Annotated in this window: 18 protein-coding genes; 8 read left to right on the top strand and 10 right to left on the bottom strand. The window is 72.1% G+C overall.

The genetic code is table 11. The annotated features are described in order from the left end of the window. Positions 1–492: 492 nt before the first annotated feature. The 4 genes from LCE31_RS40315 (at position 493) to cimA (ending at position 5,158) form a co-directional block, all read left to right on the top strand. Positions 493–627, top strand: a complete 135-nt coding sequence (locus tag LCE31_RS40315) for a hypothetical protein (protein ID WP_263631499.1) — start codon at positions 493–495, stop codon at positions 625–627. A gap of 137 nt (positions 628–764) precedes the next feature. After that, positions 765–1,805 (top strand): 3-isopropylmalate dehydrogenase, encoded by a 1,041-nt coding sequence (locus LCE31_RS05985; RefSeq protein ID WP_225012916.1) that lies wholly within the window; start codon positions 765–767, stop codon positions 1,803–1,805. Positions 1,806–2,105: 300 nt separating this feature from the next. Beyond that, a complete protein-coding gene (locus LCE31_RS05980; RefSeq protein ID WP_225012915.1) occupies positions 2,106–3,185 on the top strand; it encodes a branched-chain amino acid aminotransferase in 1,080 nt (359 codons plus the stop codon). Positions 3,186–3,538: 353 nt separating this feature from the next. Next, on the top strand, positions 3,539–5,158 hold the full coding sequence (gene cimA, locus LCE31_RS05975) for a citramalate synthase (RefSeq protein WP_225012914.1): 1,620 nt from the start codon (positions 3,539–3,541) through the stop codon (positions 5,156–5,158). Between the two features lie 348 nt (positions 5,159–5,506). Here cimA and LCE31_RS05970 read toward each other — a convergent pair whose 3' ends face one another. Continuing rightward, the gene (locus LCE31_RS05970; protein ID WP_225012913.1) at positions 5,507–7,372 is read right to left on the bottom strand and encodes a ricin-type beta-trefoil lectin domain protein; all 1,866 of its coding nucleotides are present in this window, start codon (positions 7,370–7,372) and stop codon (positions 5,507–5,509) included. Positions 7,373–7,674: 302 nt separating this feature from the next. Here LCE31_RS05970 and LCE31_RS05965 point away from each other — a divergent pair, with 302 nt between their 5' ends. Together LCE31_RS05965 and LCE31_RS05960 are read left to right on the top strand one after the other, a co-directional pair. Then, entirely contained in the window at positions 7,675–8,649 is a 975-nt protein-coding gene (locus tag LCE31_RS05965; protein WP_225012912.1) for a LacI family DNA-binding transcriptional regulator, read from the top strand. A 138-nt stretch (positions 8,650–8,787) separates the two neighbouring features. Next, complete coding sequence (locus LCE31_RS05960; protein ID WP_225012911.1) at positions 8,788–10,122, top strand: hypothetical protein; 1,335 nt, start codon at positions 8,788–8,790, stop codon at positions 10,120–10,122. A gap of 203 nt (positions 10,123–10,325) precedes the next feature. Here the strand turns inward: LCE31_RS05960 and LCE31_RS05955 are convergent, their stop codons facing one another. Next, positions 10,326–10,961 carry a YceI family protein gene (locus tag LCE31_RS05955; protein ID WP_225012910.1) on the bottom strand — a complete coding sequence of 212 codons (636 nt, stop codon included), beginning with the start codon at positions 10,959–10,961 and terminating at the stop codon, positions 10,326–10,328. Between the two features lie 288 nt (positions 10,962–11,249). On the opposite strand from LCE31_RS05955, the gene LCE31_RS05950 reads away from it, so the two are divergent. Together LCE31_RS05950 and LCE31_RS05945 are read left to right on the top strand one after the other, a co-directional pair. After that, complete coding sequence (locus LCE31_RS05950; RefSeq protein ID WP_225012909.1) at positions 11,250–12,833, top strand: acyl-CoA carboxylase subunit beta; 1,584 nt, start codon at positions 11,250–11,252, stop codon at positions 12,831–12,833. A gap of 36 nt (positions 12,834–12,869) precedes the next feature. Continuing rightward, positions 12,870–13,076 (top strand): acyl-CoA carboxylase subunit epsilon, encoded by a 207-nt coding sequence (locus LCE31_RS05945; RefSeq protein WP_225012908.1) that lies wholly within the window; start codon positions 12,870–12,872, stop codon positions 13,074–13,076. Positions 13,077–13,186: 110 nt separating this feature from the next. Here LCE31_RS05945 and LCE31_RS05940 read toward each other — a convergent pair whose 3' ends face one another. From LCE31_RS05940 to LCE31_RS05905, 8 genes are all read right to left on the bottom strand, one after another. Further along, positions 13,187–13,771, bottom strand: a complete 585-nt coding sequence (locus tag LCE31_RS05940; RefSeq protein ID WP_225012907.1) for a GTP-binding protein — start codon at positions 13,769–13,771, stop codon at positions 13,187–13,189. Continuing rightward, positions 13,752–14,555 (bottom strand): DUF742 domain-containing protein, encoded by an 804-nt coding sequence (locus LCE31_RS05935; RefSeq protein ID WP_374118413.1) that lies wholly within the window; start codon positions 14,553–14,555, stop codon positions 13,752–13,754. Before LCE31_RS05935 ends, LCE31_RS05940 begins: the two co-directional genes overlap by 20 nt. 94 nt (positions 14,556–14,649) lie before the next feature. Next, complete coding sequence (locus LCE31_RS05930) at positions 14,650–15,063, bottom strand: roadblock/LC7 domain-containing protein (RefSeq protein ID WP_026057603.1); 414 nt, start codon at positions 15,061–15,063, stop codon at positions 14,650–14,652. Positions 15,064–15,073: 10 nt separating this feature from the next. Next, positions 15,074–18,637 carry a sensor histidine kinase gene (locus tag LCE31_RS05925; RefSeq protein WP_225012905.1) on the bottom strand — a complete coding sequence of 1,188 codons (3,564 nt, stop codon included), beginning with the start codon at positions 18,635–18,637 and terminating at the stop codon, positions 15,074–15,076. A 345-nt stretch (positions 18,638–18,982) separates the two neighbouring features. Further along, positions 18,983–19,567, bottom strand: a complete 585-nt coding sequence (locus LCE31_RS05920) for a GTP-binding protein (protein ID WP_225012904.1) — start codon at positions 19,565–19,567, stop codon at positions 18,983–18,985. After that, positions 19,548–19,955 carry a DUF742 domain-containing protein gene (locus LCE31_RS05915; protein WP_225012903.1) on the bottom strand — a complete coding sequence of 136 codons (408 nt, stop codon included), beginning with the start codon at positions 19,953–19,955 and terminating at the stop codon, positions 19,548–19,550. The genes LCE31_RS05920 and LCE31_RS05915 overlap by 20 nt, the downstream gene beginning before the upstream one ends. 108 nt (positions 19,956–20,063) lie before the next feature. Next, positions 20,064–20,477 (bottom strand): roadblock/LC7 domain-containing protein, encoded by a 414-nt coding sequence (locus LCE31_RS05910; RefSeq protein WP_030351794.1) that lies wholly within the window; start codon positions 20,475–20,477, stop codon positions 20,064–20,066. A 5-nt stretch (positions 20,478–20,482) separates the two neighbouring features. Beyond that, positions 20,483–25,006, bottom strand: coding sequence for a sensor histidine kinase (locus LCE31_RS05905; protein WP_225012902.1), 4,524 nt, complete (start codon positions 25,004–25,006; stop codon positions 20,483–20,485). Between the last annotated feature and the right edge of the window lie 352 nt (positions 25,007–25,358).

Raw genomic sequence — 25,358 nt, 5'->3', positions numbered from 1 at the left:
CCCCCCGCCCCCCCCCCCGGGGCCCCCCCCCCCCCCCCCCCCCGCCCGCGCGGCCCCCCCCCCCCCCCCCCCCCCCCGGCGGGGGGCGGCCTTGTGCCCGCCCGCCGCCGTCTGTCGCACCGCCATGCCCGCCGGCCGGCGTCTGTCGCACCGCCATGCCCGCGAGTCCCGCGTTCCCCTCCCGCAGCGGCTGCCCCCTGTGCCCGTCGGGGAACTGCGCGCGCTCGCGGCCGTGCGCGCACCGGATTCACCCTCGGGAGTGCGGTCCGTCTCAGATAGTAGGACGTCCGAGTAATGATGCAGACAGCGAGGACCCGCTCCCTTAGCGTGGTAAGTGCCGAGCATGCCGCTCCATCGAGCGAACGGCGGATGCGGACCCTCCGAGGCAGGTGACCCCTGCGGAGTGCGTCCCCCACCCCTGTCCGGCCCCCTCGCGTGCCGCGCCGCGCCCCGCCGCAGTGCGGCTCCAGCTGGCAGAAGGAGTCGATTCCCATGGCAGAGACGACCGTCCGTCGCATCCGTGTCCGGCACACTCCCCGTACCGGCGAGTCCGACCGCAGGAACGCGGCGGCCGCCCTTCAGCGCGCCCTCGACCGCCGGGACAACGGCGGCTCCACCGGCCACTGACCGCCGGCCGCCCGGAGCGGCTCGGCGCCGGGGCCCGGACGTTCCCCGGCGACTCGGGGCGACTCCGGACGGCATCCGCGAGGTCCGCCATGTGGACGGCCGATGTCATCCCCTGGGACGGGGGTTAGGCTGCGGCCATGTCTCGCAGCATCGATCTCGCAGTGATCCCCGGTGATGGCATCGGCAAGGAAGTCGTGGCTCAGGGCCTCAAGGTCCTCGAGGCGGTCCTCCCGCAGGATGTGAAGCTGGAGACCAAGCACTACGACCTCGGGGCGGGCCGCTGGCACCGCACCGGGGAGACCCTCCCGGACGAGGATTTCGAGGCCCTCAAGGGCCACGACGCCATCCTGCTCGGCGCCATCGGCGACCCGTCCGTGCCGTCGGGCGTCCTGGAGCGCGGGCTGCTGCTCAAGCTGCGGTTCGCGTTCGACCACTACGTGAACCTGCGCCCCTCGCGCCTGTTCCCGAACACCGGGACGCCGCTCGCCGGCACCCCCTCGATCGACTTCGTCGTCGTGCGCGAGGGCACCGAGGGCCCCTACACGGGCAATGGCGGCTCGCTGCGCACCGGCACCCCCGCCGAGGTGGCCACCGAGGTCAGCCTCAACACGGCCTACGGCGTGGAGCGCGTCGTCCGCGACGCCTACGAGCGGGCCAAGGCGCGCCCCCGCAAGAAGCTGACGCTGGTCCACAAGAACAACGTCCTCGTCTACGCGGGCCACATGTGGAAGAACATCTTCGACCGGGTGGGCCAGGAGTACCCCGAGGTCACCACGGACTATCTGCACGTCGACGCCGCGACGATCTTCCTCGTCACCCAGCCCGAGCGCTTCGACGTCATCGTCACCGACAACCTCTTCGGCGACATCCTGACCGACCTCGCCGCCGCCGTCAGCGGCGGCATCGGCCTCGCCGCGTCCGCGAACATCAACCCGGACCGCACCTTCCCGTCCATGTTCGAGCCGGTCCACGGCTCCGCGCCGGACATCGCGGGCCAGGGCAAGGCCGACCCGACGGCCACCGTCCTCTCGGTGGCGCTGCTGCTGCGCCACCTCGGCCTCGACGCCGAAGCCGCCAGGGTCGAGGAGGCCGTCACGGCCGACCTGGCGGAGCGCGGCGCGGCGAGCCGCACCACGGACGAGATCGGCGACGCGCTCGCGGTACGCGTAGCGAGCTGACCCGACGGACCCCTCACGACAGCCGCCGGGTGCACATGGCCCGGCGGCTGTCGCGTGCTGCCACCGGGCGCACCACCCATCAGTGGCCGTACTCACGCCCCTCCCGCCCTCGACCAGCGCCGCGTACGCGGGATAATCGTCACTGCGACCGCTGTCCACAGGGGTACTCGGATGTCCTAGGACCTTTCGTTCGGATCAGGTCGGATCAGTGAGCCCGACAGGACCGGAACGAGAGGCCCCCGCGGACAGCCAGGGGTGTGACGCGGTCCGACCCACACAACCGGTGAAGGACGATTACTCATGACCACGCCCACGATCGAGCTCAAGCCCTCGTCGAACCTGGTTTCCGCCGCCGACCGCGAGCGCATCCTGGCCAACCCCGGCTTCGGCCGCCACTTCACCGACCACATGGTGACGATCAGCTGGACCGAGGGCCGCGGCTGGCACGACGCCCAGCTCGTGCCCTACGCGCCGCTCTCCCTCGACCCCGCCAACATGACGCTGCACTACGCGCAGACGATCTTCGAGGGGCTCAAGGCGTACCGGAACGCGGACGGCTCGGTCGCCACGTTCCGCCCCGAGGCCAACGCCCGCCGCTTCCAGCGCTCCGCCCGCCGCATGGCGATGCCCGAGCTGCCCGAGGAGCTGTTCATCGAGGCCTGCGACGCCCTCGTCAAGCAGGACGTCGACTGGGTGCCCGCGAGCGGCGAGGAGAGCCTCTACCTGCGGCCCTTCATGTTCGCGACCGAGGTCGGCGTGGGCGTCCACCCCGCGAACGAGTTCCTCTTCCTCGTCATCGCCTCGCCGGCCGGCGCCTACTTCAGCGGCGGCGTGCGGCCCGTCTCGGTGTGGATCTCCGACGACTACGTCCGCGCCGCGCCCGGCGGCACCGGCGAGGCGAAGGCCGGAGGCAACTACGCGTCCTCGCTGCTCGCGCAGGCCGAGGCCACCGCGCACGGCTGCGACCAGGTGGTCTGGCTCGACGGCGTGGAGCGCAAGTGGATCGAGGAGATGGGCACGAACAACCTGTTCTTCGTCTACGGCGACCGGGTCGTCACCCCGTCCTTCTCCGGTTCCCTGCTCGCCGGCATCGTGCGGGACTCCCTCCTGACGATCGCGGCCGACCTCGGCTACGAGGTCGCAGAGGAGCGCATCTCCGTCGAGGACTGGCGCAGGGCCGCCGCGGACGGCTCGCTCACCGAGGTCTTCGGCTGCGGCACGGCCGCCGTGATCACCCCGGTCGGCGAGGTCCAGTCGAAGGCCGGGAACTGGACCGTGCCCGCGCCCGGCGAGGTCACCATGCGCCTGCGCAAGGCGCTGCTCGACATCCAGACGGGCGCCGCCGAGGACGTGCACGGCTGGCTGCACCGGGTCGTCTGACCGGTACTGGCCCCGCGCGTGCGGCCGAGGGGCCGGCGCGGGCCGGCGGCCGGCGACGGCGCCGGGGCCGTACGGGACGGTAGGCCGGCGGGAGGCTGACGCCGCCGCCGGACGCTCCCGGCGCCCGCATCGTGAGACAGGGCTTCCCAGAACGGCAAGCCGTGCGAAAATCGGCGCGTGCTCTCGTTCGCCATGATTATTGGCAGCAGGCGCGCCGGTCCACAGTGACCGTCCCGTACCCCTGACGTACGCGGCGGCATTCGTGCCACGACCCGCGCGCAGACCTCTCGCATCCGCGAGGGGTCTTTTCGTTTTCCCGGCGGCCCCGCGCCCCCTTGACAGGAGCAACTCGTATGACCACCCAGTCCACGGCTCCCGACGGCCGATCCGACGCTTTCCACGTCTTCGACACGACGCTGCGCGACGGCGCGCAGCGTGAGGGCATCAACCTCACGGTGGCGGACAAGCTGGCCATCGCCCGGTACCTGGACGAGTTCGGGGTCGGGTTCATCGAGGGCGGATGGCCGGGCGCCAACCCGCGGGACACCGAGTTCTTCGCGCGGGCCCGCAAGGAGATCGACTTCCGGCACGCGCAGCTGGTGGCGTTCGGCTCGACCCGCAAGGCGGGCGGGGACGCGGCGAGCGATCCCCAGGTCAGGGGCCTGGTGGAGTCCGGCGCGCCGGTGGTGACGCTGGTGGCGAAGTCCCACGACCGCCATGTGGAGCTGGCGTTGCGCACCACGCTGGAGGAGAACCTGGAGATGATCCGGGACACCGTCTCCTACCTGCGGGAGCAGGGGCGGCGGGTGTTCGTGGACTGCGAGCACTTCTTCGACGGGTACCGGGCGAATCCCGACTACGCGCTGTCGGTGGTGCGTACGGCGGCGGGCGCGGGCGCGGACGTGGTCGTGCTGTGCGACACCAACGGCGGGATGCTGCCCGCACAGGTGCACACGGTCGTCACAGAGGTGCTCGCCGCCACCGGCGCGCGCCTGGGCATCCACACGCAGGACGACTCGGGGTGCGCGGTGGCGAACACCTTCGCGGCCGTCGACGCGGGCGCGACCCATGTGCAGTGCACGGCGAACGGGTACGGGGAGCGGGTCGGCAACTGCAACCTGTTCCCGGTGGTGGCCGCGCTGGAGCTCAAGTACGACCGGCGGGTGCTGCCCCCGGGCGCGCTCGCGGAGATGACACGGATCTCGCACGCGATCGCCGAAGTCGTCAACCTCGCGCCGTCCACCCACCAGCCCTACGTCGGCGTCTCCGCGTTCGCCCACAAGGGCGGCCTGCACGCCTCCGCGATCAAGGTCGACCCGGACCTCTACCAGCACATCGACCCCGAGGTCGTCGGCAACACCATGCGCATGCTGGTCTCCGACATGGCGGGCCGCGCCTCCGTCGAGCTCAAGGGCAAGGAGCTCGGCTTCGACCTGAGCGGGGACCGCGACCTGGTCGGCCGTGTCGTCGCCCGCGTCAAGGAGCGTGAACTCCAGGGCTACACCTACGAGGCCGCCGACGCGTCGTTCGAGCTGATGCTGCGCGCCGAGGCCGAGGGCCGCCCGGTCAGCTACTTCCGCACCGAGTCCTGGCGCGCCATCGTCGAGGACCGCCCCGACGGCAGCCACGCCAACGAGGCCACCGTGAAGCTGTGGGCCAAGGGCGAGCGGATCGTGGCCACCGGGGAGGGCAACGGCCCGGTCAACGCGCTGGACCTCGCCATGCGGGCGGGCCTCGAACGCATCTACCCGCCGCTCGCCTCCTTCCAGCTGGTGGACTACAAGGTCCGCATCCTGGAGGGGAAGCAGGGCACCGAGTCCACCACCCGCGTGCTCATCACCACCTCCGACGGCAGCGGCGACTGGTCGACGGTCGGCGTCGGCGAGAACGTCATCGCCGCGTCCTGGCACGCGCTGGCCGACGCGTACACCTACGGGCTGCTGCGCGCCGGGGTCGAACCGGCCGAGGCGTAGCCTCACGTTCGGACAGGCCAGGGGCCACCGCGGGCGCCGATTGCCGCCGAGCGGCACGCGGACGGGGGGGGGGGGGGGCGGGCCCCGGGGGGGCCCCCCCCCGCGCCCCCGCCCCCGCCCCCCCCCCCCCCCCCCCCCGCCCGCGGGCGCGCCGCGGGGCGCACCCGGCCGGGGGCGCCGCGCCCTGTCCTCCCCGGCCGGGGCCCCCGGGGGGGCCCCCGCCCCCCCGGGCCCCCCGGGGCCCCCCCCCGGGCCCCCCGCCCGGGGGCGCCACCGCACGGCACGTACGGCCCATACGGCCCATACGGCCCGCACGGATCGCGCGGGCCGCACGGATCGCGCGGACCGCTATGAAAGCGTCCACTTCTGGTTGGCCGTCCCGGTGCAGCTCCACAGCTGGACCGGGGTGCTGTTCGCCGAGGACTGGCCCGTCACGTCGAGGCACTTGTTCGCCGCGGTGTTGACCACGTCGCCCGCTGCCTCGACCCGCCACTGCTGCGCCCCCGTGCCGTTGCAGTCGTACAGCTGCACCTTGGCCCCGTTCGCCGTCGACGCCGCGTTCACGTCGAGGCACTTGCCGAGCGCCTTGATCGTGCCGTCCGAGCCGACGGACCACTGCTGGGCGGCGGTGCCGTTGCAGTCGTAGAGGTCTACGGCCGTGCCGTTCGCGCTGTTCGCACCCGCCACATCGAGGCACTTGCCGGCGAGGCCCCGAAAGGTGCCCGTCTGTGAGGACGGACCACCCGCCTGGGCACCCGACCAGGTGAACGTGGCCGAGGTGTTCGCCGGGACCGAGTAACTGAAGTTCTCGCCGCCCCAGTTGACGCGTATCTGCTGCGCGGAACCGGAACCGTTGTACGCCACCAGCGCCTTGGACCCGTCCGGGTTCTGGAACGCCACGTTCGGCAGCGCGGTGGACGAGGTCGAGTCGATCCGCGTCGCACCCGGCTTCACGAACTTCGTGACCTGGCCCATCGTGTAGTACTCGACGGTGTAGTCGACCTTGCCGCTGCCGTCGTCGTGCACGGTGACGAGGCCGGTGCAGGTGCCGCAACCGCCGTTGTGCGGGCCCATGTTCTGGTCCACCGCGAGCGACCACTTCACCCAGCTCTGCCCCCAGTTGCGGAAGTAGTCGACAAGGTTGTTCATGTCCTCGTTCTGCTGGTTGCCGATCCAGGTGCCGCCCGAGTGCTCGGTGTCGAACGCGGGCACGTCCGGGTACTGGTTGTGGACCTGCGTCTGCACGTCGATGTTGCCCGTGTAGCCGTGGTACGCGATGCCGCCGAAGTTCGGGTGGTCGCGGATCGCGGCGTCGTCCACGCTGGGCGCGGCGAACGACTGGTAGGAGTCCGGATTCCAGTCCAGCGCGAGGACCTTGGTCTTCAGCCCGGCGTTCTGGAGCGCGGGCAGCAGGTCGTTCTTCGCGAAGTAGGCCAGCCCCGACCCGTTCCAGTTCATGCCCGGATAGTCGGAGCCGACCGTCGGCTCGTTCTGCTCAGAGACGTAGTCGACGGGGATGCCCGCGGCCTGGTAGCCCTGGATGTACTTCACGAAGTACTGGGCGTAGGCGCCGTAGTACTGGGACTGGAGCCAGCCCTGGTTGTAGCTGTTGTTGTCCTTCATCCAGGGCGGCGCGGTCCACGGCGAGGCCATCACCGTCAGCGCGGGGTTGAGCTGCTTCGCCTGCTTGGTCAGCGGGATGACGTCGGTCTGGTCGTGCGCCAGCGAGAACCGCGACAGGCTCGGGTCGGCCGCGCCGTCGTCGTACGTGTAGCTGTTGCGGGCCAGGTCGGAGGCGCCCATCGGGTTGCGCAGGAAGCTGACGCCGATGCCGGAGGTCGGCGAGAACAGCTTGTTCATCACGTCGGTCCTGGTCGCCTGCGACAGCGCGCCGCTGCTGTTCATCAGGTACGCCGCGGTGTCCGTGAACGACGCGCCCGCGCCGGTGAACTTCTGGTACTTGGTGTTCTCGTCGACGGTGATGTTGGTGCCGCTGCCTCCCGTCCCGGACTGGAAGGCGACCGGGGTCTGCTGCTGGAGGCCCCGGGTCACATGGCGGCCGCCGGAGTCGTCCGTGCTGGTGAGCGTGATGTTCACCTGCTCGTTCGCGGCGTGCGCCGAAGTGGCGGCGAGGCCGGTGAGGCCGGCGGTGGCCAGCGCGCCGGCGAGCGCGACGCTCGCCAGCCGGCGGCCTGTGCCAGTCGGTTTCTGCATGGTGGGGCTGCCCTTCTCGACACTGAGGTGGGGGAGCGATTCAGGGTGCGGCGAGAGTGAACTGCGCCCCCGGACATCCGTCAAGGGGTTCCGTTTTCAGGAACTGAACGCGTGGGGCGCCCTCTTCGGGCCTGACCTGCGGCCCCCGTGCTCTGTAACAAAGGTGCGGACCAATGTCCGCGTGAAGTGTTGACGGCACGTCCGGCGCGCGGTTGACTCACCGTCCGGCGCCGGTACCGGTTCCGGAATCGGTTGCGGTACCGGCAGCATTTCCTCGACGGCGGGCGGAGCGGGAGGTCAGCATGCGTGTGACGATCGCGGACGTCGCACGCGAGGCCGGCGTGAGCAAGACGACCGTTTCGCGCGTCATCAATACCAGAAGTGAAGTCGACCGGGCGACGGCCGCCCGCGTCCGCTCGGTCATCGGCCGGCTCGGCTACGTCCCGAGCTCGGGCGCCGTCGGCCTCGCCCGCGGCACCAGCAGGACCCTCGGCATGCTGGTGCCCTCGCTCACCTGGTCCTGGATCGCGGAGGTGCTCCAGGGCGTCGTGGACACCGTCGAGGCGGCCGGGTACGGGCTGCTCCTCTACACCTGCAACCGGGGCACCGAGTCCGTCGAGCGGTTCGCGTCCCAGGTCTCCGCCCGCGCCTTCGACGGGCTCCTCGTCGTCGAGCCGGAGAACACTCTCGACACCATCGCCGCCATGCACCGGGGCGGGCTGCCCGTCGTCCTGATCGACGACCGGGGCCGGCACCCGGCGTTCCCCTCCGTCGTGACGACCAACCACGAGGGCGCGGCCGGTGCCGCCCGCCACCTCAGGGCGGGCGGGCGGCGGCGGCCCCTCGTGATCACCGGCCCCGGGCACTTCCCCTGCGTACAGGACCGGCTGCGCGGCTTCGCCTCGGTCCTGCCCGAACACGTCGTGGCCCCGGGCGACTTCACCGAGCGGGCCGGCCGCGACGCGGTCGAGCGGCACCTCGCGGCGGGCACGCCCTTCGACTCCGTCTTCGCCCACAACGACCTCAGCGCCGCGGGCGCGCTGCGGGCCCTGCGCGCCGCGGGCCGCACCGTGCCCGACGACGTCGCGGTGATCGGCTTCGACGACCTGCCGATGGCGCGGCACACCGAACCGCCGCTCACCACCGTCCGGCAGCCCGCGGGGCTGCTCGGCGAGACCGCGGCCCGGATGCTCCTCGGCCACCTCGGCGGCGTCCGGGCGCCGGACGAGCCCGTGGTCCTGCCGACGGACCTCGTGGTGCGCCGCTCGGCACCCTGAGCGGACTGCCGCGACCGGCTCTGCGCCCGCGAGTCCCCGCGGTTTCCCGTGTCTGGCCGGCCTGCCGGTCCGCCGGCCTTCCGGCCACGATCACCCGTTCGGGCAACGATTTAGTACAAAAGGCCCTAAAGTGGCCGTATGGGGCACAGGCGATCCACCACCGTCGCGGGGGTCCTGCTCGCCGGATCGGCCGCCGCCTTTGTGGTCGCGCCGGCCACTGAGGCCGCCACCGGGCCCGGGACCGTGGCCTCCGCCCTCCAGCGCGGGCCCGTCTACGTCGACCCGCGCGCGTCGGGCGAGCTCTCCGGGGCCCAGGCCAACGCGATCGCGAACAAGATAAAGAAGGCGGACAAGCCGCTGTTCGTCGCCGTCCTGCCGCGCAACGCGCAGTTCCCGCCGGACAGCGTCCTGCGCACGGTGCGCACCGACACCGGCGTCACGGGCCTGTACGCGATCCGGCTCGGCACCGGCTTCAACGCCGGCGCGGATTCCTCCGTCCTGTCCAGGCAGGCCGTCGCCAACCTGACGGCCGCGGCGAAACCTGGCGGGCCCGTCTCCGCGAACACCCAGCTCAACACCTTTGTGGACCAGGCGCTCCCGCAGCTGCGCGGCCACGCCCCGTCCTCCTGGAACGGCGACTCCGCGGGCGGTCCCGGCTCCGGGACCGCGCTCGCGGTGCTCGGCGCCGCGGTCGTCGCGGGTACGGCGGGCGTCTACGCCGTCGCCCGGCGCGGCCGCAACCGGCGCGCCTCCGAGGAGCGTGAGGCCCTGGAGCGCCTGCGGGTGGTCGTGGACGAGGACATCACGGCCTACGGCGAGGAACTCGACCGGCTCGACTTCCACCCGGACGAGGCGGGCGTGGACGAGGCGATGCGGGAGGACTACCGGCGCGGGCTCGACGCGTACGAGGCCGCGAAGGCGCGGATGGCGGCGGCACGCCACCCCGAGGACGTACGCCCGGTGACGTCCGCCCTGGAGGACGGCAGGTTCGCGCTCGCCTCGCTGGCGGCGCGCAGGGCGGGCACCGCGCTTCCCGAGCGGCGCCCGCCGTGCTTCTTCGACCCGCGGCACGGCCCGTCGGTACGGGACGAGGAGTGGATGCCGGAGGGCGGTGTGCCGCGCGCGGTGCCGGTCTGTGCGGCCGACGCGGCCCGGATCGAGACCGGCGAGGAGCCGGCGGGGCGCACCGTGGAGACGGTCTACGGCCGGCGGCCCTACTGGGAGGCGGGGCCGGTGTACGGGCCCTGGGCGGGCGGCTACTTCGGCGGCGGCCTGCTGCCCGGCCTGCTGTTCGTCACGATCCTCGGCTCGGCACTGACCGGCCCGGCCTACGCGGCGGACGGCGGCGGCTACGGAGGGGACGCGGGCGGCGACACCTCGGGGGCGGACTACGACCCCGGTGATTTCGGCGGCGGCGGCTTCGGGGACGGCGGCGGTGGCTTCGGCGGGGGAGACGGCGGCTTCGGGGGCTGATCCGTGCCCGCGGGCGCACGGGATCGGGAGTCGTGCCCGCGGGCACTCGGACTCCGAGTCCCTGTCCGCGAACGCACGGACCCCGGAGCCGCATCTACGGGCGCACGAGCCCCGGAGCCGTTGCCTACGGGCGCACGGGCCCGGGAGGGCGGGCGGCCAGGGGTGCCGCCCGCCGCGCTCCCCGGGTGCCGGGGCGCGCCGGGTCAGGCGGCCGGGGCCTGCTTGATGGCCGAGATGTCGAAGACGAGCTTGATCTTGTCGCCGACCAGCACGCCGCCGGTCTCCAGTGCGGCGTTGTAGGTCAGGCCCCAGTCGGAGCGCAGCAGCTCGGCCGTGCCCTCGAACCCGATGCGCTGGTTGCCGAACGGGTCGGTGGCCGCGCCGTTGAACTCCAGGTCGATGGTGAGCGGCTTGGTGACGCCCTTGATGGTGAGGTCGCCGGTGATGCGGTAGTCGTCCCCGCCCCGCTCCTCGGCGCTGGTCGAGCGGAACGTCATCTTCGGGAACGCCTCGACGTCGAAGAAGTCGCCGCCGCGCAGGTGGCCGTCGCGGTCCGGGGCGCCGGTGTCGACGGAGGCCATGGCGACATCGATGGAGGCCGTGGAGTTCGCGGGGTTCGCGCCGTCGATGAAGAGGCTGCCCTCGTGCTCGCCGAAGTGGCCGCGCACGTTGGTGACCATGGCGTGGCGGACGCTGAAGCCGATCTCGGTGTGGGCGGGGTCGATCACGTACTCACCGCTGAGCACGGCGAGCCCCGGGTCGACGGCGCCCTGGCCGGGAGCGGCGGCGCCGGTGTCGTTGCTGTCGGTACCTGTGTTCTTGCGGCCGAAGAGGGCCATGACGGGCTCCTTGGAGAGGGGACGGGTGCGCGTTCGCGCGTGCCATTCAACATTCAACGAACCGCTCTGGGGGGAACTCTAGAACCCCCTGGTTCAAAATTCAACCAGATGGGCCGAACGAGTGATTCTGTCGCTGTGACTATGGAGTTCCCACAAGAGGACGGGCCACTCAACTGTCCGGTCGCCACGCGGCGGTCGGAGTTCTGTTCAGCTCTGCCAGGAAACAGTGAAGGAGACTGTGAGGAACCCACGGCGCGCGCAAACCGGCGCGGTTCGTAGGGTTGGAACATGACCGTAGTGGAGGACATCCCTGGCGAGCCCGTCGACGCCAGGGGGCGTGTCGAGGAACTGCGGGCCCTGCGGGAGCGTGCCCGCCGAGGCCCGAGCGACCGGGCGACCGAGGCACAGCACGCCAAGGGCAAGCTCACGGCCCACGAGCGTATCGCGCTCCTGCTCGACGAGGGAACGTTCCGGGAGGTCGAGCAGTTGCGCCGGCACCGGGCGACCGGGTTCGGGCTGGAGGAAAAGAAGCCGTACACCGACGGTGTCGTCACCGGCTGGGGCACGGTGGAGGGCCGCACGGTCTTCGTCTACGCGCACGACTTCCGGATCTTCGGCGGCGCGCTCGGCGAGGCCCACGCCACCAAGATCCACAAGATCATGGACATGGCCATCACGGCCGGCGCGCCCCTGGTGTCCCTCAACGACGGCGCGGGAGCCCGTATCCAGGAGGGCGTCTCCGCGCTCGCCGGCTACGGCGGCATCTTCCAGCGCAACACCCGCGCCTCGGGCGTCATCCCGCAGATCAGCGTGATGCTCGGCCCGTGCGCGGGCGGCGCCGCCTACAGCCCGGCGCTCACGGACTTCGTCTTCATGGTCCGCGACACCTCGCAGATGTTCATCACGGGTCCCGACGTGGTCAAGGCCGTCACCGGCGAGAACATCACGCAGAACGGCCTCGGCGGCGCGGACGTGCACGCCGAGACCTCCGGCGTCTGCCACTTCGCGTACGACGACGAGGAGACGTGCATCGCGGAGGTGCGCTACCTCCTGTCGCTGCTGCCCCAGAACAACCGCGAGAACCCGCCGGCCGCCGAGAGCGACGACCCCGCCGACCGCCGCGCCGAGTCCCTCCTCGACCTGGTGCCCGTCGACGGCAACCGCCCGTACGACATGCGCAAGGTCGTCGAGGAGCTCGTCGACGACGGCGACTTCCTGGAGGTCCACGAGCGCTGGGCCACCAACATCATCTGCGCCCTGGGCCGGATGGACGGGCAGGTCGTCGGCATCGTCGCCAACCAGCCGCAGTCCCTCGCCGGCGTGCTGGACATCGAGGCCTCCGAGAAGGCCGCGCGATTCGTCCAGATGTGTGATGCCTTCAACATCCCGATCATCACTCTTCTCGACGTACCGGGCTTCCTGCCGGGCGTCGACCAGGAGCACGGCGGGATCATCCGGCACGGCGCCAAGCTGCTGTACGCGTACTGCAACGCGACCGTTCCGCGCATCTCGGTGATCCTGCGCAAGGCCTACGGCGGCGCGTACATCGTCATGGACTCGCAGTCCATCGGCGCCGACCTCACCTACGCCTGGCCCACCAACGAGATCGCCGTCATGGGCGCGGAGGGCGCGGCCAACGTGATCTTCCGCCGCCAGATCCTCGGCGCCGAGGACCCCGAGGCCATGCGCGCCCGCATGGTCAAGGAGTACAAGGCCGAGCTCATGCACCCCTACTACGCGGCCGAGCGCGGCCTCGTCGACGACGTCATCGACCCCGCGGAGACCCGCGAGGTCCTGGTGAGCGCCCTCGCCATGCTGCGTACCAAGCACGCGGACCTGCCGTCGCGCAAGCACGGCAACCCCCCGCAGTGACACCGTCGGCGACCTGACGATCCACGGAGACAACCCATGACCGACATCACTTCCGCCTCCCTGCTGCGCGTCGAGAAGGGCCAGGCCGACGCCGAGGAACTCGCCGCGATCACCGCGGTCCTGCTCGCCCGCGCCTCGGCGACCGAGTCGGCCGTCCCGGCCGGCCGCGGCCGTTCCGTGGCGGGCTGGCGCCGCCTGGAGCGCACGCCCGGCTTCCGCGCCCCGCACAGCTGGCAGGGCTGAGCCGCCGCGCGGAGCCGCACGGCCCCGCGGCCGCCGCAGTCCCGTCCCACGTCCCACGCGAAGGGCCCCGACTCCTCGGAGTACGGGGCCCTTTCGCGTTGCTCACGGCATCAGCGCAGCCGTGCCATGAGGGCGTGTTCGACGAGGGTGATGAGTCCGCTTTTGGCGTCGGCGCGGTGGCGGGCGTCGGTGGTGATGATGGGGGTGTCGGGGCCGATCTGGAGTGCTTCGCGTACTTCTTCGGGTGTGTAGGGCTGGTGTCCGTCGAAGCCGTTGAGGGCGATGACGAAGGGGAGTCCTGAGTTTTCGAAGTAGTCGACGGCGGGGAAGCAGTCGGCGAGGCGGCGGGTGTCGACGAGGACGATGGCGCCGATGGCGCCGCGTACGAGGTCGTCCCACATGAACCAGAAGCGGTCCTGTCCCGGGGTGCCGAAGAGGTAGAGGATGAGGTCCTGGTCGAGGGTGATGCGTCCGAAGTCCATGGCCACGGTGGTGGTGGTCTTGTCTCCGGTGTGGGTGAGGTCGTCGATGCCGGCGGAGGCGCTGGTCATGACGGCTTCGGTACGCAGCGGGTTGATCTCCGAGACGGCGCCGACGAACGTGGTTTTGCCCACGCCGAATCCGCCCGCCACCACGATCTTCGCGCTGGTGGTTGAGCGGGCGGTCGCTGCGCCGCTAGAGCTTGCGAAGTCCACTGAGCACCCTTTCGAGCAGTGTCACATCTGGTTGGCCGCCGGCGGACTCGTCGCCGCCGGGCTGATGAATGGCGACAAGTCCGGCCTCCGCCAGGTCGGCTACGAGAATCCGGGTGACGCCGAGGGGGATCGAGAGCAGTGCCGAGATCTCGGCGACCGACTTGACCTCGATGCAGAGCCGGCAGATCCGCTGGTGCTCGGGCAACTGCCCGTGCAGCGAAGCGAGATCCGCCGTGGTGCTGACCAGCGCCTCCATGGCGAGCTGGTACCGGGGCCTGGTACGGCCGCCCGTCATCGCGTACGGGCGTACCAGGGGGTTGTGCGGGCCCGTCGGCTCCCGGGTGGGCTCGGGAGCCGGCCGGGGAGCGATCGGCTGGATGCGCGAGGGCTCGTAGGGCCCCTGCGGCTGCTGGGCGCTCCGGCGGGGAGCGCCCCCCGTCGGGTAGCCCTCGGGGCCGCCCGGGTAGACCCCGCCGGGGCCGCTCCGATAGGTCCCGCCGGGCTGCGCACCGCTCGGGTGCATGCCGGGGAAGGGGTTGCCGTGCTGGGACACGCCGTGCCGGGGCCCGCCCTGGAGGGGGCCTTGGTACGGTCCGCCGCCGTTCTGTCCGCCGTTGTTCTGTGCGCCGCCGTTCTGTGGACCGTTCGGACGCATGTCCTGATACGGTCCGCCGTCGGGATAGCCACCCGCCGCCGCAGCGCCAGGACCTGAGTGGTGCGGGCCTGGGTCACCGGGGTACCGCCGGGCCCCGTCATAGGGGTACCCGTCTGGGGGTGTCGCCACTTTTCCTCCTCCGACTGCCGGCTGCCGGTCCCGCATCGCTGCGGAGCCGCGCCACCGCACCTTAATGGTGCGGCGGCGTGAAGCGCACTGTCTGTCAGTTGAGAAGACTTCCTTGGAGTTCGGCGCGGAGATCCGGTGTAAGTACTGTGCCCGCTCGGTCGACCAGCAGCGCCATCTCGTATCCGACGAGGCCGATGTCGGCCTCGGGGTGGGCGAGTACGGCGAGTGACGAACCGTCGGAGATGGACATGATGAAGAGGAAACCGCGCTCCATCTCCACGACGGTCTGGTTGACGGCGCCGCCCTCGAAGATCCGGGACGCCCCCGCGGTCAGCGAGGTCAGGCCGGACGCCACCGCGGCGAGCTGATCGGCGCGGTCCCGGGGGAAGCCCTCGGACATGGCCAGCAGGAGTCCGTCGGCGGAGACCACCACGGTGTGGGACACCCCGGGGGTGTTGTCCACGAAATTGGTGATCAACCAGTTGAGATTCTGCGCCGCCTGGCTCATCGGGCTCACACTAACGCTCCTGGTTGTAGGTACCGCCCGGGCCGTGGCCCGGTCTGTTCATGTCCGCCCCCGCGTCGCGGCCCCGCTGGACCCCGCTGCGCAGGTTGCTCAGCCTGCCGCGGATGTCCTCGGGCGCCCGGGAGACCTGGGGGCCCTCCTGCGGGGCCTGCTCCGCCGAGCCCTCGACCAGGTTGGCCTTCGGCACCCGCTTCGGCAGCCCCGACGAGGTCACCCCGCCCGCCTTCGGATCGCGCAGCTTCCCGGCCCTGAGGAAGCGCTCGTCGTTCGCCGAGCGCGGCTGCTCCGGGCCGTCCGCCCCGTCCGGTCCATTGTCGCCGTCGGACGCCGCTGTCGGGAGGTGTCCCGCCGCTCCGGTGCCGGTGGTGGTGTCGGTGTCCTGTGCGGGGGGTGGTTCCTGCCGGTCCTGGCGCGGCTTGGCCGTGCCCCGGCGCGGCAGGCCCGCCTCGGTCAGCGTGTGGCTGGCACTCGGCGAGGGTCCAGGACCGGAACGCTCGAAGCCTAGCCGGTCGCCGCCGTTCCCGTCAGCGTCGAAAGCAGGCTCCGATTCCGCCTCGGGCAGAACCGGGAACGCCTCCTGGTAGGTGCCCGCGTTCGCCCATTCACCCTGTTCGAAGCCGGTGCCGAAGCCCTCGGCGCCCGGTGCCCCGGCATCGCCTCCGGTCGCGTGGGGCGCTTCCGGATGGGCATCGCCACGCTGCTCGTCGTACGGGGCGGGGGCGGTGTGGTGATCGGTACCGAGGAAGCCGTCCTGTGCCGGGTACGTGTCCTGCGCCGGATAGCCGTCCTGTGCCGGATAGGTGTCCTGCGGCCCGTATGCCTGGGCGCCCCCGTACCCGCCGGGCGTCACGTACGCGGTGCCCTGTACGTAGTCGCCGTAGGCCGCGCCCGGCTGGGAGCCCGGGTACCCCTGCCATCCGTCGTCGTGTGCGACCGGGTAGGGCCGGCCGTCGCCGTAGGGGTCCTGCGCGGCCTGCTGCCGCCCGTCGTCGTACACGCCGGTGCCGGTGCTCTCCCGCGGCCCGTCGTACATGCCCGTGCCGGACCCTTGCCGCTGTCCGTCGTACGTTCCCGCTCCGGGGTCCTGCTCCTGCTGCCCGTACAGCCAGAACTGCTGTTCCGGGGCCGGCGCCGGGCTCTCCTGAGCGAGGCCGGGGCCCTGTGCCCCGTCCTGGGAGCCGGGTGCGAGGGCCGCGGGGGACCGGTCGGGTCCGGCCTCCAGGGCGGCGCGCCGCTCCTCGCGCATCAGCGTGCGGTTGACCGGGTCGAGCGTACGGGCCTCGTGCACGGGGTCCTGGCCGTAGCGCGAGTCGTCGAAGCCGAGTTCGGCGGCGGTCAGCGCCGGGGCGCCGTACCCCTGGCCCGCGGGGAGCGCGGAGGGGTGCTCGGGGATGATCCCGGAGACCGTGAACCCATCCTCGGGTGCGCCGGTCCCGCCGCCCCCGCCGTGGGTGATCGCGTCGGGCAGCATCACCAGCGAGGTGGTGCCCGCCTGCTCGCCCGAGGGGCGCAACTGCACGCGGATGCCGTGCCGGTCGGCCAGGCGGCCCACCACGAACAGGCCCATGCGCTGCGAGACGGCGACGTCCACGGTGGGCGGGTTGGCCAGCTTGTGGTTGATCTCCGCGAAGTTCTCGGCCGTCAGCCCGATGCCCCGGTCGTGGATCTCGATCATCAGCCGGCTGTCCGGCAGCCGGGTCGCCGTGACCCGCACCCTCGTCTGCGGCGACGAGAACGTCGTCGCGTTCTCCAGCAGTTCGGCCAGCAGGTGGACGAGGTCGGTCACGGCCTGGCCGTGTATCTCCGTCTCCGGCAGGCCCGCGAGCTCGATCCGCTCGTACGCCTCGACCTCGGAGCACGCGGCGCGCAGCACGTCCACCAGCGACACCGGCTGGTTCCACCGGTGGCCCGGCTCCTCGCCCGCGAGGACCAGCAGGTTCTCGCCGTTGCGGCGCATCCGGGTCGCGAGGTGGTCCAGCTTGAACAGGTTCTCCAGCTGCTCCGGCTCACCCTCGTGGTTCTCCAGCTCCGTGATGAGGGTGAGCTGCCCCTCGATCAGCGACTGGTTGCGGCGCGAGAGGTTCGTGAAGATGGCATTGACGTTTCCGCGCAGCATGGCCTGTTCTGCGGCGAGCCGCACCGCCTCCCTGTGCACCTGGTCGAAGGCGCGAGCGACCTCCCCTATCTCGTCGCGCGAGTCGACCGGGATGGGCGCGACCCGCGTCGCGAGCTGCTCGGGGCGCGCGTTCGGCCCGCTGCGGGAGAGCTGGTCGACCATCAGCGGCAGCCGCTGTTCCGCGATGCCGAAGGCGGCCGTGCGCAGCGCCCGCATGGCGTGGCTCATCTGGCGTGCCATGAGCGCCGCGATCACGAACGCGACCAGCAGGGCGAGGAGTACGCCCGCGCCGTTGAGGATCGCCGTGCGCCGGGCGTTCGAGGCGATGTCGCCCGCGTCCGTGACGGCCTTGGCGACCAGGCCCTTCTCGATCGTGGTGTAGCCGTCGAACTTGGCGGTGGAGGCCGCCATCCAGGTCGTGGGAGTGATGCCCTCTGCCTTCAGGTCCTTCGGGCTCTTCCCGGACCCGATGGCGGCGGCCATGCCGTCCAGCACGGACCCGCCCGTACTCCTCGGGGGAGTGACATCGGCGGGCACGGAGCCCTTGGGCGGGTCCTGCGCCGCGACCTTCTTCATCACGGCGGTCAGGCGGGCCGTGTCGGCGGCCGTACCGCCCGACTGGTACTCCTCGACGGAGATGCCCTCCAGATAGGCGTACGAGTTGAGGGCGACCAGCTGCCCGGACCTGATGTCCGGCTTCGGGTTCGGGCGGACGAGCAGCTCGAGGCCGATCGAGCGCTGGAGCGACTCCGCGGCCTTGGCCAGCTGGATCGCGTACAGCGTGCGGCCGTAGCTCGTGATGTTGCCCGTGCCGAGGCCCAGCTCGTTGGAGAACTCCATCAGCGAGTGCTGGACCTGGACGTAGCCCTCCTGGGTCGCCACGGGACCGCCGTGCCCGTCGCTCTTGTCGGGGGTCTCGATCGCGTCGGTGTACGCGGACGCGCGCAGCCGCGCCAGCTTCGGCTCGACGGCGCGGAACAGGCTGAGGCGGCGCTTGAGGCGCGGCTCGTCGGGCATGGTCGAGGCGGCGGCGTCGAACCGCTTCTTCGCCCGGTCGGTGGCGGCCCTGGTCCTGCTGACGAGCGGATCGTCGCGGTGGCCGGTGAGCAGCGGCTGTGCGGTCAGGTCGCGCTCGTTCAGCAGCGCCTGGCTGTAGTCGGAGGCGGCCCGCACCACCCGGGCGGTGTGCTCGGCGTCCCGCGCCTCGTGCCAGGTGTCGACGGACCCCTTGACCTGGAAGCCGCCCATCACAAGACCGACGAGGACGGGCAGCAGGAGAATGGCGTTCAGCCGGGTGGGCACCCGCCAGTTGCGCGGGGAGAGGCGGCTGGAACTGCCGGTCGCGGCGGCCGGGGCGGCGCTCGGCGGCACGGCTGCGCGCGGCGTCGCGGTGGCGCCGTCCCGTGCCTCCTCAGCGGAGCTCGTCCTGCTTCGCCTCACTCGACCAACAACCTCTCGGCGACGGCACCTGCGCTGTGCCGTGTTTCGTTTCGGGGCCGTAACGCAACCACTCGGGAGCCGTCGAATTCCAGCATGTGTCACGGCTGTGTTCCAAACAGTGGGAACCAGCCATTCCGAGTGATCCAGGCCTCAGATAAAGCGGGCGTAAGGGGCGAGATCCGCCAAAAGGCGGGAGGTTGGTGAGCGCAGGGGAGCCGGGCGACCGCAACGCGTGGCGGAGCGCGGTGAATTCTCTGTCGAAACGTTATGAAGGCCACGGTGGGCCGTGTCCGAAGACACAGCCCACCGCCGGGGCCGCGTACAGCAACTGGCGTATGGAAAAGACTATTTGAGCCGTGCCATGAGGGCGTGTTCGACGAGGGTGATGAGTCCGCTTTTGGCGTCGGCGCGGTGGCGGGCGTCGGTGGTGATGATGGGGGTGTCGGGGCCGATCTGGAGTGCTTCGCGTACTTCTTCGGGTGTGTAGGGCTGGTGTCCGTCGAAGCCGTTGAGGGCGATGACGAAGGGGAGTCCTGAGTTTTCGAAGTAGTCGACGGCGGGGAAGCAGTCGGCGAGGCGGCGGGTGTCGACGAGGACGATGGCGCCGATGGCGCCGCGTACGAGGTCGTCCCACATGAACCAGAAGCGGTCCTGTCCCGGGGTGCCGAAGAGGTAGAGGATGAGGTCCTGGTCGAGGGTGATGCGTCCGAAGTCCATGGCCACGGTGGTGGTGGTCTTGTCTCCGGTGTGGGTGAGGTCGTCGATGCCGGCGGAGGCGCTGGTCATGACGGCTTCGGTACGCAGCGGGTTGATCTCCGAGACGGCGCCGACGAACGTGGTTTTGCCCACGCCGAATCCGCCCGCCACCACGATCTTCGCGCTGGTGGTCGATCTGGCGGAGCCGGAACCGCTAGAGCTTGCGAAGTCCACTGAGCACCCTTTCGAGCAGTGTCACGTCCGGAGCGCCGCCCGCCTCGCCGTTGCCCGGCTGGTGGATGGCGACCATGCCCGCTTCGGCCAGGTCCGCGACGAGGATGCGCGCCACGCCGAGCGGCATGCTGAGCAGCGCCGAGACCTCGGCGACCGATTTGACCTCGCGGCACAGGTGGCAGATCCGCTGGTGCTCGGGGAGCAGCGTGGCGAGGTGGGCGGGGTCCGCCGTCGTGCTGACCAGCGCCTCGATGGCGAGCTGGTACCGGGGCCTGGTACGGCCGCCGGTCATCGCGTACGGACGTACCAGCGGCTGGTCACCCTCCGGTCCGTAGCTGGCGTCCACCGAGGCGCCGTACGGATCGTGAGAGGCGGTGGGCGGGGTCATTGATCCTCCGGGCGTGACAGCAAGGTGTCTGCGTGCCGTCTGAGTGGCCGGTGGGGGACGGCTCGCGGCCTGACGGTTGGTGGGCTGGGGCGGTACCTGTGGGAAGCCTCAGTGCAGCAGGCTTCCCTGGAGTTCGGCGCGGAGGTCCGGGGTGAGGACCGTGCCCGCTCGGTCGACGAGGAGCGCCATCTCGTAGCCCACGAGGCCGATGTCGCACTCGGGGTGGGCGAGCACGGCCAGCGAGGAGCCGTCGGAGACGGACATGAGGAAGAGGAAACCGCGTTCCATCTCCACCACGGTCTGGTTGACGGGCCCGCCTTCGAAGATCCGGGACGCCCCCGCGGTCAGCGAGGTCAGCCCGGACGCCACGGCCGCGAGCTGGTCGGCCCGGTCCCGTGGAAAGCCTTCCGACATGGCCAGCAGCAGCCCGTCGGCGGAGACCACGACCGTGTGCGACACCCCGGGGGTGTTGTCCACGAAATTCGTGATCAACCAGTTCAGGTTCTGTGCAGCCTGACTCATCGGACTCACGGACGCTCCTGCTGGTGAGAGGGGCCGAAGTCGAACCCGCCGCCGTTGGTACCACCGGCGCCGGCGCTGCGGCCCTGCTGGATTCCCCGGCGGAGGTTGGTCAGCCGGCCCCGGACGTCCGCGGGTGCACGGGACACCTGCGGGCCGGTCTGCGTGCTCTGCTCCTGCGCGGTACCCGGCACCAGATTGGCGCGCGGGACCCGGCGGGGCAGGCCCGAGGTGGTGATGCCGCCGGCCGCGGGCTTCTTGACCCGCTCGGCCTGCCGCACCAGTTCGTCGTTGGGAGAGGCGCGCCACGCCGAGTTCGGCGCGGGCCCTGTCGGTGAGGGGGCCGAGGGGGCCGGGCCCGACGCGTCGCTCCTGCCGGGTACCGGGCCGAACAGCGGGTCGGCCGGGGCCGGTTCGCGGCGCAGGCCGCTTCCCGGGTCACGGCGCGGCATCGCAGGGCGGGCGCCGTCGGGCCGCTGCCGCTGTTCGAAGGACCGCTGCTCGCCGTAGCCCGCGTCCTGCCGCGGGGCGGCGCCGGGCGCCGGGGCGTCCGCCTGGCCGTTCCGGCCGGCCGAGGGGTAGTCGCTCCCGCCGTTGCCGCCGCTCTGGTTCGCGCCGTGGAACCAGTTCGTCTCCAGCGCCTCGTACAGCGGGGTACGTCCGTCGCCGGGGCCGGCGGCCGGCGGCAGCGCGTCCTGCTGCTGCGGGCCGCGGCCGCCCGACGGGGACTGCGGCTGCTGTCCCATGCCGCCCTGCGGGTTCTGCTGCGGCTGGTAGTCCTGCCGGCCGTAGTCCTGCTGCCGGTAGTCCTGCTGGTCGCCCTGCTGGCGGCCGTAGTCCTGGGCGCCGCCCCGGGGCCCCTCGTCGTAGCCGGCCGGCGCGGACGTCTGCCCGCCGTACGGGGCGCCCTCGCCGTACACCGGGTGCCGGCCGGTGTCGTACACGGGGTTCTGACCCGTGTCGTAGGCCGGGTTCTGGCCCGGGACCGGGTGCCGGCCCGTGTCGTACGCGTTGCCGCCGGGGCCGGCGACCGGGTGCGCTCCCGTGTCGTAGGGGGAACTCGCGGCGGGGCCCTGGAGAGGCTGCCTGCCGGTGTCGTACGCGTTGCCGCCGGCGTCGGGGCCCTGCTGCGGGGCGTACCCGGAGCGGGTGTCGTAGTCCGGGCGCTGCGAGTCCAGGTCCTGGCGGGCGAACTGACCCGTGGACGGCATGGACGACGGGTCCTGGGGGCTCAGCGGTCCCTGCGGCCGCTGGGGGCCCCGAGGCCCCTGCGGCGCCGTGCCCTGGTCCCGTACGGGACCGCCGGAGGGTGCTCCCTGACCGGGCCGCGGCGCGTCGAAGTCGGGGCGGGCGAACTCGGCGGTGGAGCCGGGCCCCTGCCGGTCGTCCTGGCGCGGCGCCTGCCGTCCGGTGCCCGGCCGGGCGAACTGGCCGGCGGCCGGCTCCTCGTGGCCGCGCGGCGCGTCGAGCGAGGGCCGCAGCGGTATCCGCTCCTGCCGCTCGGGCGGGGTGTTCCCCGGGCCGCCGGGCAGCTGCGCGCGCGGGGCGCCGGGCGGCGGCAGCTGCCGCTCGTCCCCGCGACCGGAGCCACCGCGACCCTCGGGTCCCGGGGCGAAGGCGTTCTGCGCCTGGCCGCTGAAGCCGCCCCGTGCCGACGGGTCGGCGCCGCCGGAACCGGGCGCCACGGGGCCCTGGCCGCCGAAGGCGTCGGGCCCGGCCGGGCCGCCGAAGACGTCCCCGCGCACCGGGAGCGCGCGGTCCTGGCCGCCCTGGCCGCCCTGGAAGGCCGGGCCGCCCTGCCTGTCCCGGCCGGACGGGCCGCCGGGACCAGGAACGTTCGGGCCGGGGCCGCCCGCGCCGCGGTCGAAGCCGCCGCGGTCGTAACCGGCGGGTTCGGGCCGGCCGGGACCGCCGCCGATGGCGGGCATCTGCGCGGTGGCAGGACCCTGGTCCGCGCCCGCGTCCTGTCCTGGCCGGTCCTGGGTGCCGGGGCCCGCCGGCCCCTGGCCCGCGCCGAAGGCGTTCTGCGCGAAGAGACTGGCCGAGCCCGCGCCCCGGTCCTGGGCGCCGGAGTCCTGCGGGGAGCCGCCCCGGGCCGCGCCGTTCGGGCGGCCCGGCTGCGACGTGTCCCGGGCGGGCAGCGCCGCGCGCGGGGCCGCGCCCGCTCCGACCTGGCCGCGCGGGGCGCCCGCTCCGGTGCCGGTGCCGGAGCCGAGCCGGTTGCCGCCGGTGCCGAGACCGGCGAGACCGCCGCCAGGGCCCGCGCCGAGACCCGGCTTCGCCCCGGCCGCGGGCGCGCCGCCCGGGCCGCTGGTGAGGCGCGCGGCGGGTGCGTTCTGGGCCGGCCGGCCCTGGCCCGCGGCTGCCCCGGGCTTGCCGGGCGCCTTCTTCCCGCCGTGTGCGACGTCGACGGGCAGCATGACGAGTGCCGTCGTACCGCCGGAGTCGGAGGGCCGCAGCTGGATGCGGATGCCGTGGCGCAGGGACAGCCGGCCGACCACGAACAGGCCCATGCGGCGCGAGACCGAGACGTCCACGGTGGGCGGCGAGGCGAGCCGCTCGTTGATCGCGGCCAGGTCCTCGGGGGACAGGCCGATACCGGTGTCGTGGATCTCCACCAGCACGCGCCCGTCGGGCAGCGCGTGGCCGGTGACCCGGACCTTCGTCTGCGGGGACGAGAACGACGTCGCGTTCTCCAGCAGCTCGGCGAGCAGGTGGACGAGGTCGTTGACGACGCGTCCCGCGACCTCCGTCGCGGGTACGGCGGCCAGTTCGATGCGCTCGTACTGCTCCACCTCGGACGCGGCGGCGCGCAGCACGTCGACGAGGGGGACCGGGCGGGTCCACCGGCGGCCCGGCTCCTCGCCGGCGAGGACCAGCAGGTTCTCGCCGTTGCGGCGCATACGGGTCGCGAGGTGGTCGAGCTTGAACAGCGAGGACAGCTGGTCCGGGTCCGCCTCGCGGGACTCCAGTTCGGAGATGAGCGAGAGCTGGCGCTGGATGAGGCCCTGGCTGCGGCGCGAGAGGTTGGTGAACATCGCGTTGACGTTGCCCCGCAGGAGGGCCTGCTCGGCGGCGAGCCGGACCGCCTCGCGGTGCACGTGGTCGAAGGCCGCGGCCACCTGGCCGATCTCGTCCCGCGAGTGGACACCGACGGACTCGACGGAGGTGTCGACGTCCTGCGGGTCGGACTCGGAGAGCTCCTTGACCAGCTCGGGCAGCCGGTCCTGAGCGACCTTGGTGGCCGTGTCCTGGAGCCGGCGCAGCGAGCGGATCATGGACCGGGCCACGATGAACGCGCCCACCAGGGAGACGCCGAGGACCAGCAGGATCAGCGCACCGTTGATGATCGCGTCGCGCTGCGACTGCGTGCGCAGCTGCGTCGCCTTGGTCTCCATCTGGCCCAGCAGCGTGGACTCGATGGTCTTCATCGTGTTGATGCGGACCGAGGCCTGGTCGATCCAGTCCTCGTAACTGCGGTTCGGCTGGTTCGCGAGGCCGTCGGAGCTGCCGAGCACGCGGTTCTCGTAGTCGTCGGCCGCCTGGATCTCGGGGCTGCCCTCGCCCTCCAGGGGCGCCATCAGCTCCTCGGCGTTGCCGCCCATCGACTCGTAGAGGGAGCGGAACGTGGTGAGTTCGTTCCGTTCCTTCGTCGCGGCCGCGTTGCCGTACAGCCGGTCGGAGTTGCTCAGCTTGCCCCGGTGCTTCTTCGGGTCCTCGGGCAGCGCGGCGGCGATGATCGCGCGCTGGATGGAGGCGTACTCCTTGGCGGACGAGAACGCGGCGAGCGCGCGGGTCCGCTTGATCATGTCCGGGTTGTTGGTGGCCTGCGCCATGTCCTGGGACAGGCTCAGCAGGGACGTCACCAGCTGGTCGTACGAGTCGACGGTCAGGGACGAGGCGCCCGGCGTCTGGTAGGAGCTCTCGCGCAGGTCGCTGATCTGCTGGACCTGGGTGGCGATCTGGTTGACGTTGGCCCGGATGCTGTTGAGCGTGTCGTCGCCGCTGTCGGTGTTGCCGATCGAGTTGGTCGCTTCGAGGAACGACTTGCTCGCCCGGTCGGTCTGGGTGCGCAGCTGCTTGATGCTCAGGTCGTCGGCGGGGACGCCGTGGCTGAGAGGACCGGCCTCCTGGTCGCGTTCGGCCTGGAGCTGGGCGGCGAGGGTGGTCGCCTCCTTGGTCATCTCCGTGAGCAGCTGCATGTGGTCGAGCTGGCGGATGTCGTTGACGGAGTCGTCGATCCGCAGGGCGCCCAGCGTGGTGGCGGCGACCACCGGCAGCGCGAGCAGGGAGACCAGGCGCGTGCTGATGCGCCAGTTGCGCAGGGCTATTCGGGAGCCCGAGTCCGGCGTCGGCCGCGGGGCCGCGGCGGCGGGATCGGCCGCCGCACCGGGGCGGGCGACGCGGTCGCTCTCGCCCGACGGGCCCGCCGTCCTGTTCTGGGTGTGCTGGGCCGAGGAGCCGCGTTCGGTCCCACCGCGGGGCTCCTGCTCCGCCGCAGCACTGCTATCCCTCTTAGAACGTCCCTGCACTAGCGTCGCAACCTCTGGACCAGGCGTCCCACCACGTGCGGCAGGACGGTGTCGGCGTCGTGGGGGTGCGAGACGCCCCCCAGTGGTGGTCGTGAGTCACCGGCGCTGTTCCCCTTGCCCTGCGGCACACGCGACGTTGCCGTCGCGCCCGTGTGCGCCGGGTGGGAACTCGCGGCGGTGGGGGTGATTCCAGCACAGTGGCGGATCTCCAACAAGGTCTGACGGCACCGGTGTGACCTGTATGACGCGGCGTAACGAGCGGATCACGAAACGTCGAAAGTGATCACGGAGAAAACGGGTGATTACGGATCATCCGCGAGGGGGCGGCAGGTGTCCCAGTCCTCATGATCGG

The organism is Streptomyces sp. 8L, from assembly GCF_020176795.1.
GTDB lineage: Bacteria > Actinomycetota > Actinomycetes > Streptomycetales > Streptomycetaceae > Streptomyces.
The sequence above is the reverse complement of the archived record's forward strand: the minus strand, read 5'-3'. Positions and strand labels throughout refer to the sequence as shown.